Source organism: Idiomarina sp. OXR-189, assembly GCF_034373425.1.
In the GTDB taxonomy this organism is placed as follows: domain Bacteria; phylum Pseudomonadota; class Gammaproteobacteria; order Enterobacterales; family Alteromonadaceae; genus Idiomarina; species Idiomarina zobellii.
The window spans coordinates 2563245-2575676 of sequence record NZ_CP139706.1 but is presented as its reverse complement, the minus strand read 5'-3'; the positions used below and the strand labels follow the sequence as shown (position 1 = coordinate 2575676).

The following is a 12432-nucleotide window of genomic DNA, read 5'->3' as shown; positions in this document are numbered from 1 at the left end:
GGGAGTTTAACTTTATGCAGTTTTTCCGCCGTTGGCAGCCGCCTAAAATCATCAGCTTCGACCTGGATGACACGCTTTATGACAATGTACCGGTGATGCAAACCGCAGAGCATTCGGTTCAACAGTACATTGTGGATAAGTTTCCGGAAACCGCTGCGTGGGATGTCAGCCATTGGCGCCAGTTACGAGACAAAGTCAGCCAGAGTGACCCGGCGCTTGCCAGTGACATGACAGAGCTGCGCATTCGCACGTTAAAGCATGGCTTAGAGCAGTTTGGTGTGGTGAATGCAGCGACCCATGCACACGACATTATGGATCATTTTCTACTGCACAGAAGTAACTTCGAACCGCCAAAAGAAAGCCTTGAGCTATTACAGCAATTAGCCGAGAGATATGAACTTATTGCGTTGAGTAATGGCAATGTTGATACCGGTAAAATAGGTTTGTCGGATTACTTCAGCCTAATAGTTCAGCCAGGCAACGGTGTTCGCGGTAAGCCATTGCCGGATATGTTCCTTAAAGCACAACAACGGTTCCCGGCGGTTAAGCCAGAGGAGTTTCTCCATGTGGGTGACCACCCCTATTCCGATGTGCTTGGTGCGCAGCGGCATGGCTGGCAGTCAGTATGGCTGACGTCTGGTTTAGGACGACCACAACATCTGTCGATATTACCGACCGTCAAAATTGACCACTTAGCCCAGCTTAAGTCGTTGCTGCTTTGGTAAAAAGCCCTCACGCGACACTACTGGTTGCTTATACAGTGATTCATTATTACACTGGCGACAGATCTTTGAATTGAATACATCAGGTGAACGTTAATGAGTACACACCCTCTTCTGGCAGAACTGAATGAAAGGCAGCAGCAAGCTGTATCGGCACCCGACGGACATATGTTGGTGCTGGCTGGCGCCGGGAGTGGTAAAACTCGGGTGCTGGTGCACCGTATTGCCTGGCTCATTCAACAACAAAACTATTCTCCGTTCAGTATCTTAGCGGTCACTTTTACCAATAAAGCGGCGGCGGAAATGCGTGGCCGGGTTGAGCAGCTAGTGGGCAGCTCCGTGCGAGGCATGTGGATTGGTACCTTCCATGGTTTAGCGCATAGGTTGTTACGAGCGCATTATATGGATGTCGGGCTGCCACAGAACTTTCAAATACTCGACAGTGATGACCAGCAGCGACTGATTAAACGCCTGATAAAAAGCCTCAACTTAGACGACAAACGTTGGCCGGCAAAACAAGCGCAGTGGTACATCAACGGCAAGAAAGACGAAGGGTTACGAGCCGAGCATATCGAAACTTACGACCCAACCGAGCAGACACTGAAAGAAATTTACCAGCTGTACCAGGAAAGCTGTGACCGCGCTGGCTTGGTGGACTTTGCTGAGCTGCTGTTAAGGGCGCACGAGCTGCTGAGAAATAACCGTATTGTGCGAGAGCATTACCAGAACCGCTTTCGTCATATTTTGGTGGACGAATTTCAGGATACTAACTCCATTCAGTATGCCTGGGTGAGGCTGTTAGCAGGCGCGCAGAACAGCGTGACTATTGTTGGTGATGACGACCAGTCTATTTACGGCTGGCGCGGCGCCAAAGTCGAAAATATTCATCAGTTCTTAGAAGACTTTGCCGGCGCACAAACCATTCGTCTGGAGCAGAACTACCGCTCAACCAGCACTATTTTGAAAGCAGCAAACTCAGTCATTTCTAATAACTCGGGCCGCTTGGGCAAAGACTTATGGACGGAAGGGAACGAGGGTGAGCCCATTAGCCTTTATGCGGGCTTCAACGAAATGGATGAAGCTCGTTATATAGTATCGCAAATTGAAGATTGGCGAGATAATGGCAATTCGCTGCAAGATGTCGCTATTTTGTATCGAAGTAACGCACAATCGCGTATTTTAGAAGAAGCTTTGCTGCATGCAAGGCTGCCGTATCGTATTTATGGTGGTTTGCGCTTCTTCGAGCGTCAGGAAATTAAGGACGCGCTGGCTTACTTGAGAATTTTAGGTAATCGGGACGATGATGCTGCGCTTGAACGTGTCATTAATACCCCTGCCCGTGGTATTGGCGGGCGCACTATGGATATTATTCGTCAGGCATCACGGGAGCGCGCTGAGTCACTGTGGAATGCGGCTAAGTACATGGTGAACGAAAAGCAGTTAGCCGGACGTGCGCGAAACGCAGTAGGCAGCTTCCTCGACTTTATTGAAGAGCTTGATGATGAAACCGAAGAATTCAGCTTAGGCCGCTTAAGTGACGAAGTTATAAAGAAAAGCGGCTTAATGGCCATGTACGAGGCAGAAAAAGGCGAAAAAGCAGAAACACGGGTAGAAAACTTGAAAGAGCTGGTTACTGCGTGTGAAAACTTCACACTGGATGACGCTGAAGAGGAAATGACGCCACTTAATGCATTTCTGGCGCATGCAGCCTTAGAAGCGGGTGAAGAGCAAGCGGATGAGTATCAGGATGCAGTCCAGCTCATGACATTACACAGCGCCAAAGGTCTGGAATTTCCTTTGGTGTTCATGACGGGCGTTGAGGAAGGTATGTTCCCGTCGCAGCAGTCGATGGATGAGCCCGGCAGGCTCGAAGAAGAGCGTCGTCTTTGTTACGTCGGCATGACTCGGGCCATGCAAAAGTTAGTGCTTACTTACGCAGAGCAGCGCCGTATTTATGGACAGGAGTTGTTTCACAGAATCAGCCGGTTTATTGCGGAAATCCCACCCGACACGCTACACGAAGTTCGTGCGCAAACCAGTGTTGAAAAGCCCTCGAGCTATAGCCGTTTTAATAACGCGGCCAGCCATGAAGCTTTTGATCAGACCGGTTACACACTGGGTCAGCGCGTTCGCCACCCGAAATTTGGGGAAGGCACCGTGCTCAATTATGAAGGTACTGGTCCGCAGTCACGTGTTCAAATTAACTTCGACAATGTGGGCAGCAAGTGGCTAGTCGTTGCTTACGCCCGGTTGGATCCTGTGTTCTAAGTGTAAAGTAGTGATCAAAAAGTGCATTCTTCAACTATGTTTATAGTACATACATGAAAATTTGGAGGTGCTTAATGAAACGCACTGCAAATGCACAGTGGAAAGGCAGTATTAAAGAAGGATCAGGTGTTGTATCAACACAAAGCGGCATATTGGACAAAACCCAGTACTCGTTTAAAAGTCGCTTTGAAGACGGTAAAGGCACCAACCCCGAAGAGCTCATAGGTGCCGCTCATGCGGGCTGTTACGCCATGGCGTTTTCCTTAATGCTGGGAGAAGCGGGTTATGAGCCTGACAATATTGATGCAAAAGCAGAGGTCTCTCTGGTAGAACAAGACGGCGGCTTTGCGATTGATAAAATTCATCTGACGGTAAAAGCCAGTATTCCGGATATTAGCGAGGATAAGTTTCAGGAGTTGGCAAACAACGCGAAAGAAGGTTGTCCGGTCAGCAAGGTGCTAAACGCTGACATCTCAATGAATGCCAGCCTCAGCTGAAGCTAATTTCTTCGCTTTTCTATCTCGCTGGCGCTGTATAATAGAGTCAAAGCTATACAGTGCCAGTGCACTCCAGATAATAATAAATGTGACCAGCTTACTTTCCTCAAGAGGCTCGCCGTAAATAGCAACTGCTAGTATGAACATAAGCGTTGGCGCAATGTACTGAAAAAAGCCTAAGGTCGCATAACGGAGCCGTTGCGCAGCTGCGGTAAAGCAAAGCAGTGGAATGGTTGTCACTAAGCCGGCTGCTACCAGCAATAAATTTAGTGTCCATGGGTTGGCCGTTAAGTCACTGGACGCCGAGCTGGCAAATCCGAACAAATAAATCAGCATAACCGGCAGTAATATGGCGGTTTCCAGCCACAATCCACTAATTGAGTCGACAGGCAAACGCTTACGAATAGCGCCGTAAGTGGCAAAGCTGGAGGCCAATGCCAAAGCAACCCAAGGCACCGAACCGAAGGTAATAACCTGAATAGCCACACCAACCACGGCTAAACCAATAGCAACCAGTTGCAGGCGACGCATACGCTCTGAGAAGAAAATCATGCCTATGGCCACATTCAGCAATGGGTTTATGTAATAACCAAGGCTGGCGTCCAACATGTGGTCGCTGTTAACTGCCCAAATAAACAAGAACCAGTTACCACCGAGCAGACAAGTGGCCAGAGTGAGCCGAATGACGAGCTTGCGGCTTTTTAAAATGGGGCGAATGCGGTCTAGTCGCTTCATAGCAACAATTAACACAAAGACCATCAAAAAAGCCCAAATGATACGATGAGCGAGTATCTCAAAAGCCGGAACTTGCTTTACGAGTTTGAAGTAAACAGGTGCAACACCCCAAAATGTGTAGGCAGCAAGTGCGAAGAAAACGCCTTGCCGGGCCCGAACAGCGTCATCGGACATACTGGCTTTCCTTAATCAGAGCTTAACCGACCAGGTAGGTGCCGGTTCCAAAAGCGATGTGCGTGCCTTCTTCGTTATGCAGCTCCATACGAGCAACGGCCACTTTGTTTCCTGAACGAATAATAGTGGCACTGGCGATAAAGGTTTTACCCCGGCCTGGGCGAAGAAAATCAACACGCAAATCAATTGTACCACAACGACTAAGGCGCTCCATAAGGTAACTTTCACTGGGGTCTTCTAATCGGTCAACCATGCCTGCTATTGCAACCAGGCCACCGGCGGTATCTAACGCTGTTGCAGTGACACCACCGTGCAAAATACGTTGTGGAACATTACCTAATAACTCGTCTTTCCATTGGAACTTTAGCTCGCCCCGGGCCGGGTTAAACTCCGTAATTTCAAAGCCAAGTAACTGTTGAAACGGCACCCGCGTGTCCATAAAGTCGGAAACTTTTGTCAGTATTGTTTGTGTATCCATTTTGGGCATGGTTATTAATGAACAGGACGCTTACAATAAGAGGATGTTACTTAATAAGTCAATAAACGATGCCGACCATGAGTAGTAGCGCAGTCAGCACTGCAGAACAACTGTCGCCAAATCCGCTTCAGTCCAAGCTTGAATCTGTCTTTGGCTATCACGAATTTCGTGAAGGTCAGGAGGCGATTATGCAGGCGGCACTGGAAGGACGAGACTCGCTGGTGCTCATGCCAACGGGCGGTGGTAAGTCATTATGCTACCAGCTGCCGGCTATTTGCAGCGATGGCGTGGCTGTGGTTATTTCTCCGCTATTGTCGCTGATGCAGGATCAGGTCGAGGCATTAAACGCGCTGGATATAAAAGCAGCGACTTTGCATTCAGGCGTGTCATCAGAACAGTCGATGAATACATTGCAGGCGTTGCAACGAGGCGACATTAAGCTGCTTTACGTCAGCCCCGAACGCATATTACAGCCGAGTTTTATTGAGCGCTTACAAACCCTGAACCTGTCGTTTATTGCTGTTGACGAAGCGCATTGCATTAGCCAGTGGGGACATGACTTCCGGCCTGAGTACGGGCAGCTGGGTGTGTTACGCAGCTATTTGCCCAACACTCCTTTTATGGCGTTAACCGCCACAGCGGACTCAGCCACCCAGCACGACATTATTGAACGACTGCATTTGAATGCGCCATTGGTTCATCGCAGCTCGTTTGATCGCCCCAATATTCGCTATGTTGTTCAGGAAAAGTATAAGCCGCTAAAACAGGTTAAAGACTACGTCAAAAAGCAAAAAGGCGCGGCCGGTATTATTTATTGCGGTAGCCGAAAGAAGACTGAGGAATTGGCGGAAAGTTTGCAGCAGTCCGGTGTTCGGGCAGCACCTTACCATGCCGGCTTAGAACAAAAACTCAAAGAAACGACGCTACGGCAGTTCCTGCGTGACGATATTGATGTTGTTGTGGCGACGGTTGCGTTTGGTATGGGTATTAACAAGCCAAATATCCGTTTTGTCGTGCATTTCGACATTCCGCGCAGCGTCGAGTCTTACTATCAGGAAACCGGGCGTGCCGGGCGTGACGGCCTTCCTGCTGAAGCGATGATGCTTTACGATCCGCGAGATGCTCAGTGGATCCGGCGCATGATAGACGAGCACGATAATGAACAGCGTCGAGCCGTGGAAGCGCAGAAATTCTCAGCCATGCAGGCCATGGCGGAAGCTCAGACCTGCCGCCGCTTAGTAGTACTGAATTATTTTAATGAGTACTCCGACAAAGAGTGCGGAAACTGCGACTTGTGCTTGGACCAGCCGACTCGATACGAAGCACTTGAAGACGCCCAAAAAGCGCTCAGCTGTGTCTACCGGGTCGGACAACAGTTTGGTATTAACCATGTCGTTGAGGTACTGCGCGGCTCAAAGGCTCAACGGATTATCGAGTTAGGCCATGACCAATTAACAACCTACGGACTGGGGCGGTCAAAACCCCAAGAGCATTGGTTTTCGGTATTGCGGCAACTTATTCACCGCGGGCTTATTATTCAGGATATCCGCCGGTTTGCCGCTCTGCAGCTGACTGAGGCGGCACGACCTGTTTTAAAAGGTGAAGTGCCGTTAGAATTAGCCAAGCCAAGGCTAGAGCTGACCGCAACAAAAACCAGAATTACCGACCGTGGTGACTACAATAAAATACTGTTCAGGCGATTGCGGAAACTGCGCAAAGACATTGCCGACAAAGAGCAAGTGGCACCGTTTGTGGTATTCAGTGATGCCGCTTTGGTGGAAATGTGTGTCCATTACCCGACCACGGCCGATGATATGCTCGATATAAACGGTGTTGGTGACGTGAAACTGGCTCGGTATGGTCAGGAATTTATGAGTGCAATTGAAGCGTTTTTGTCAGGAGCAAGTGAGCGGCAGCTATTTAATGGATGAAGCAAACGACCAGTCAGTCATTACTTTAAACGGTAAACCGGCAGAGCAAGAGCTCGATAACTGGGTGGCTGCATTATGCGACACATTGGATGCTCGTATTCGCGAAAAAGAAATTGCGGCTGATCAGTTTTGTTGGCGCCTGACTATTAATAATCAGCACTGGCTATTATTCTATTCGGAAATCTGCGATGCGGTATGGCTGCAAGCGCTAGAAGAGATGAGCGAAGAGGTTATAAAGAACTTACGACATGCAGACTATATTTAAACACGCACTATGGCTGTTACTGTTGCTTCCGCTGTTAGCTGGTGCAGAAGTTCGCACGCCCGTTTCCGTGTCCGCTCAAACCTCGAAAGTTACCCTGAATCAGCACTTCAAATACCGCGTCGTCGATGCATCAGTGCCGGTAGACAGGCTTGCCGTTAATGAACCGTCGCGCTGGCTTAGCCCAGCCGAACTCAGTGAACATAACTACGCAGGCACTAAACCGAATATCTGGAGCAGTGTTCCGCTATATAACCGAAGTAACCGCTCACAAACTTTCTACGTAAAGTTTAGTGACCCGTTTTTACAATCGGTGAGCGTGTTTGTGCTCGACTCCGACGGTACGGTTCTGAGCCAATTGTCGAATAACTTTTCAACGCCTCTTATGCAGCGTCCGCATTTATCGCATGAGCATGTGCTGCCGGTAACACTGCCCTCGAACAAAACGGTTTGGCTGGTTACCGCAGTGCAACAATGGCCGGAGCAAATGCCGACTATTAGTTTGTGGCAGTCGACCGAACTAGAGTTGCGCCAACAGCAACAACAAACCGCATTGGGTGTTAACGCTGGTATCCTTATTCTGCTGGCTTTGGCTGCTTTTGTCTCCGCACAGCTTTTCAAAAGCCGGCTATTGCTGACGTTTGGGTGTGTCAGTACCGCATTTACCCTGTCGCTACTATTGCACAGCGGTGTGTGGATAACCTATTTCTCACCCTATACCCCAGATATCGCAGCGGCATTGAAAACTTACGTTAGTCAGCTGTTAGTACTGACGCTTTGCTGGTTTATTTGGGAATGGGGGCGCTTTCGTTTCCGGTTGTCCCGTTTTAACCGTATTGGTTACGTGGTTTTGGCGGCTGCTCTGGGTTTCACTATTGGTTTGCCGTGGTTGGGTGACCGTTGGCAGAGTGCGCTGATTATTGCCCAGGTTAACGGTTTGCTGATATGGGCGGCAGTTGTAGTGCTTAGAAGCATTCAGAAACAGCCAATTTCCGGCTTTCGTTGGCAAACATTCTTGCTGGCGGTAACGGTTATTGTCGCATGGCTTCTTATATCGCCACGCTATAACCCTATATGGGAAGGGGTGTCTGGCTTACTACTCTACAGTGCCATGACAATAACCACGATGATGTTTCTGCTGGCGCTGGAAAGACACCGACTGAACCGATTAATGCGCCGTATTGTCGGGCTTAAAAAGAATAGAAAGACGCTAAGAAGAAGGTTGTGGCAGTTGCTGCAACGTACGGGTGAGGGCTGGTTCCGACTTAATGACGATGGTTCGTTTAAACAGGTAAACCAGCAAATGTTAACGATTTTGGCGGCGCACTCGCTCGACCAGGTTAAAGCCCACTGGCCCAAAGGGTTTGTTATTGAGGGTAAGAGGCAGCTTACTTCTGTCGACCGGTTAGACGGTCGGAAAATTTGGCTCGATGTCGAATATTTTGGTGATAACACCGGCCGTATTTCTGATGTTACCAAGCGCATGGAAGCTGAAATTCACCTCGATTTTCTGGCTCACCATGATGCAGTAACCGGCTTATTAAATGTACGCGAGCTTAGGCGTTTATTGCAGTCTCGGCTCGACGCCCAAAAGGCGGCCTGCGTAACTATTATTAAGCTGTCTGGTTTGGAAGTTATTGCCGATCAGGCCGGTGCTGATGCCAAAGATCAAGCCATTTTGCAGCTTGCTATAAACCTGAAGAAAAAGGCGCCTAAGTACTCGCGCATTGCAAGGGTTAGCGAGCATGAGATTGCGCTGCTGAATACCGACGATGAACAGTCCGTCTTTGCGCAAGCGCATCGCTTAGTTCAGTACTGTAAAGAGTTTCGCTTCAACAGTGACAGACGTATTTATCAGATCACTGCCCATGCCGGCATCGCTTATTCGGACTCGTCTGAAGTGTCCGCCAGCACCTTACTAAGGCAAGCACGAGAGGCGTTAAAGCTTGCCATGCAGCAAGGTGACTACCGAGTGCATTCATACAGTGAGGCTGACCAGAAACGCTTATTGGGCGAAGCTGAGTTAGAGTGGGAGCAGAAGCTTAAGCAAGCATTAAGAGAGGAAAACTGGACGCTCTATGCCCAGCCCATAGTCAGTGCGGCGCGTAACGCCGACAAACACTGTATCGAGTTACTGCTCCGCTTGCCCGACTCGAATACAGATGAGCCTATAGCACCCCAGCAATTTTTGCGTGCTGCTCTTCGGGCAGGCGTCATGGGCAAGGCTGACCGCTGGCTAGTGCGAGAGGCCGTCGAGCATTTCAATGAGAACCCATTTGAGGCAACCCGAACCTGGCGTTGTCACATTAATTTGTCGACTCAGAGTCTTGAAGATGACGGTTTTATTCAATTCATTGAAGCGGCGCTTAAGAACTCGGTTATACAGCCTAATCAGTTGGTGTTTGAAGTATCTGAGCCCGATGTTTTCAAACATTTCGACCAAACGTATCAGTTGTTTAAAAACTTAAAAGAGCTGGGTATTGGTACGGCAATAGACCAGTTTGGCAGCAGCTATAACTCGTTTCAATTATTAAGGCAGTTACCGTTAACTCAAATAAAAGTGAATCGGTTCTGGGTTCAGAACATGCTTATCGACACTATAGATGCTGAGCTTGTCGCAAGTTGTGTTCGTTTAGCCAAAGCTTCGAATGTCGAGGTTTGTGCGGTTGGAGTGGAAAGTGACGAGATTCGAATTAAACTCACTCAGCTGGGCGTAGACTATATCCAGGGCTTTGTCTGTGGGCACCCAGTCGAGTGGCAACGTTAAAAAAGGGCGGTTATTCACCGCCCCTCATCCAGTGCATAAATTTACGCAGCACTTTCTTCTTTGCTTTTAGAACGATCTTCCAGCAGATCTTTGGTGGAACTGCCAATGCTAATGCGTTTTGGCTTCATGGCTTCAGGAATGTTCTTCACTAAGCCAATAGTCAACAGACCGTTTTTCAAAGCAGCGCCAGTGACTTCAATGTGTTCAGCTAAGCTGAACTTACGTTCGAAGGCACGGTTTGCTATGCCGCGGTGCAGAAATTCACGTTTCTCGTTTTCTTCGGCTTTTTTACCGGTCACACGAAGAACGCCGTTTTCTACTTCAATTTCTAAGTCGCTATCCTCGAAACCTGCAACCGCCAAGGTAATGGCGTATTGGTTCTCTGCTACCAATTCAATGTTGTAGGGAGGATACCCAGTTGCACCAGTATCTGAGCGTAGTGCCGAATCCAGCAAAGATGCCATACGGTCGAAACCTACACTGCTACGATATAGAGGGCTTAAGTCGATAGTTGCCATAGTCATTCTCCTTAGAAGCAATAACTGTTAAATGGTTAATAAATTGACACAGCGTGTGTCGTTACAAGGCGGCTCTCTTTGAGACACCAGCCTTACTCTTTATATGTGTACTGGCAAAATGGCTTTCAAGAGGCTTTTTGATATTTTTTCATTGGACTCTGCGCAAAGGCACTCTATTATCGACTGATAGGAAGTTATTTTCTGGCGAACTTAACAGGGAAACAACTATGGCTGAAGCGCCTAAAAAAGCCTGGCAATGGGTAACAGTTAACGAGTTTGAACGCCCTGCGGTTCCGACCGTTATTACTGTAAAAAAATGGTGGCAAAATTTTACCCATTGGTTATCTCCAGAATCAGAAAATGACGAACAAGACGAGCATGAAAACGCGTTCGAATTAAAGCTGGATGAGGCAATAAAGGAATTAGACAGCGTATTTTCAGACTGGCTGAATGACAAGGATGATAACAGTTTGCGCTGGGTTATTGCGCCGCCTCATTCCGGCGTTGCTGAAGCCATTCAGCACTGGGCGCAGCAGAACAACATGTCGACAATGAAACTGCCGGACAGAAACACGCTTTGCCAACCGAGTGATCCGCCCTCTCCTAAATTCACCAAAACCAAAGTGTGGCTTATGCCGCAATTGGCTCATACCTTTTTACGACAAACCAATGGGTTGCGCTGGACTCGTGAGTTTTTCGCAAAAGTTTTGTCGGGAGAAGCGGGTAAAGGCCTCATTGTTTGTGACAGCTGGGCATGGGCATTTTTAGAAAAAGTTTGGCCAGTGCCGGTTTCTGAACTGTGGACCTTGCAAGGGCTCGACGACCAGGCATTGGAACGAATAGGGCTGGCACGCGGCGAGGGGCGTTTACGGGCATTGGCAGCGCTCAGCCGAGGTAATCCGGGTATCGCCGCCGCATACTCTGATCGCTACCATCGCAATAGCGATAAAGCTTTTGAGCTGCCGCAGTTGCCACAAGAGGCGGAAGATGCCACTGCGTTCGTATGCTACGCCTTATTGGTTCATCATGGCCTAACCAGTAGTCAGCTTGCTCAAGTATTGCCTATCGTTTCTGCGAGCCAGCTGCAGATACAGCTGCAAATTTTGCAACAGCAGTCACTTATCTCAAAGCAGGACACTGCCTCTAAGGACAGCCTTTGGTACATAACTGCGCGAGGGTATCCGGTTGTTAGAGACTTTTTGGCCTCTCGTGGCTTTTGGCTTGATAAATTCTAGGGTGCTTAAAAATGGAAACTGAATCAGTCAAAAATGTTGCTGGCATATTTAAGTCGCTAGACACATTTGCCATTTTAGAAATTGTCATCATTATCGCCGTAGCCGTGGGCTTAGTATGGCTAACTCAGAAGTTGATACCCTGGGTCGCGTCGCACCTGCACGGCAAGCAAAGGCTTTATACCCTGGCACTGGTGCCTATGCTGCGAATTGTGATTTTGGTATTAGCCTTGGTCATGATAGTTCCGCTAGTTATAGAGCCGACATTACAAAATATGGTAGCGGTGTTAGGTGCCGCAGGCTTAGCCATTGGTTTTGCATTAAAGGATTATGTCAGTAGCCTCATTGCCGGTATCGTGGCTATTCACGAAATGCCCTACAGACCAGGAGACTGGATAGAAGTCGATGGCAGTTATGGTGAGGTTGTACACATAGGCATGCGTACGGTTGAACTGGTGACCAACGATGACACCGTTATTTGGGTGCCGCATCTTAAACTGTGGGATAACCTAATTCACAATGCCAATAATGGCGGTCCCAGTTTAATGTGTATTACTGAGTTTTATACCCAGCCAGAGGCAGATGCTTATCAAATTCGCGACGCGCTGGAAGAAGTTGCATTAACCAGCCCTTACCTGCAACTTGGTAAACCTATAGCGGTAACGGCCGCTGAACAGCCCTGGGGTACCAAGTACCGCTTAAAAGCCTACCCAATTGACCCCAGGCAGCAGTTTCAGTTTGTTACCGATATGACTGCCCGCGGAAAACGCCGATTGTTGGAACTGGGCGTTAAATTCGCAAAAGTGGAATCCGATGAAGCATTTGAGCTTAACTCTCCATAAGTATAA

11 protein-coding genes are annotated in these 12432 nt (G+C 48.5%); 8 read left to right on the top strand and 3 right to left on the bottom strand.

Annotated elements, in window-relative coordinates:
* The first annotated feature begins 14 nt into the window (after window positions 1-14).
* From UM402_RS12615 to UM402_RS12605, 3 genes are all read left to right on the top strand, one after another.
* Window positions 15-725 (top strand): HAD-IA family hydrolase, encoded by a 711-nt coding sequence (locus UM402_RS12615; RefSeq protein ID WP_058578603.1) that lies wholly within the window; start codon window positions 15-17, stop codon window positions 723-725.
* 93 nt (window positions 726-818) lie between these two features.
* The gene (uvrD, locus tag UM402_RS12610; protein WP_053953468.1) at window positions 819-2990 is read left to right on the top strand and encodes a DNA helicase II; all 2172 of its coding nucleotides are present in this window, start codon (window positions 819-821) and stop codon (window positions 2988-2990) included.
* Between the two features lie 74 nt (window positions 2991-3064).
* A complete protein-coding gene (locus UM402_RS12605; protein WP_058578602.1) occupies window positions 3065-3487 on the top strand; it encodes an OsmC family protein in 423 nt (140 codons plus the stop codon).
* Here the strand turns inward: UM402_RS12605 and rarD are convergent.
* A complete protein-coding gene (gene rarD, locus UM402_RS12600; protein ID WP_058578601.1) occupies window positions 3464-4396 on the bottom strand; it encodes an EamA family transporter RarD in 933 nt (310 codons plus the stop codon). The two genes, UM402_RS12605 and rarD, sit on opposite strands and share 24 nt — an antisense overlap.
* Window positions 4397-4418: 22 nt before the next feature.
* Complete coding sequence (locus tag UM402_RS12595; protein WP_058578600.1) at window positions 4419-4883, bottom strand: thioesterase family protein; 465 nt, start codon at window positions 4881-4883, stop codon at window positions 4419-4421.
* A gap of 59 nt (window positions 4884-4942) precedes the next feature.
* Here UM402_RS12595 and recQ point away from each other — a divergent pair, with 59 nt between their 5' ends.
* The 3 genes from recQ to UM402_RS12580 are packed head-to-tail and all read left to right on the top strand — an operon-like array spanning window position 4943 to window position 9834.
* A complete protein-coding gene (gene recQ / locus UM402_RS12590) occupies window positions 4943-6805 on the top strand; it encodes a DNA helicase RecQ (protein ID WP_416182881.1) in 1863 nt (620 codons plus the stop codon).
* Window positions 6750-7070: a DUF3630 family protein gene (locus UM402_RS12585; RefSeq protein ID WP_286911396.1), complete on the top strand. Its 321-nt coding sequence runs from the start codon at window positions 6750-6752 to the stop codon at window positions 7068-7070. Before recQ ends, UM402_RS12585 begins: the two co-directional genes overlap by 56 nt.
* Window positions 7054-9834: an EAL domain-containing protein gene (locus tag UM402_RS12580; RefSeq protein ID WP_058578597.1), complete on the top strand. Its 2781-nt coding sequence runs from the start codon at window positions 7054-7056 to the stop codon at window positions 9832-9834. Before UM402_RS12585 ends, UM402_RS12580 begins: the two co-directional genes overlap by 17 nt.
* 41 nt (window positions 9835-9875) lie before the next feature.
* Here the strand turns inward: UM402_RS12580 and UM402_RS12575 are convergent, their stop codons facing one another.
* A complete protein-coding gene (locus UM402_RS12575) occupies window positions 9876-10352 on the bottom strand; it encodes an Hsp20 family protein (protein ID WP_053953462.1) in 477 nt (158 codons plus the stop codon).
* Between the two features lie 227 nt (window positions 10353-10579).
* Here UM402_RS12575 and UM402_RS12570 point away from each other — a divergent pair, with 227 nt between their 5' ends.
* Both UM402_RS12570 and UM402_RS12565 read left to right on the top strand, forming a co-directional pair.
* Window positions 10580-11587: a hypothetical protein gene (locus tag UM402_RS12570; RefSeq protein WP_058578596.1), complete on the top strand. Its 1008-nt coding sequence runs from the start codon at window positions 10580-10582 to the stop codon at window positions 11585-11587.
* 11 nt (window positions 11588-11598) lie between these two features.
* A complete protein-coding gene (locus UM402_RS12565; RefSeq protein ID WP_058578595.1) occupies window positions 11599-12426 on the top strand; it encodes a mechanosensitive ion channel family protein in 828 nt (275 codons plus the stop codon).
* Window positions 12427-12432: the final 6 nt, after the last annotated feature.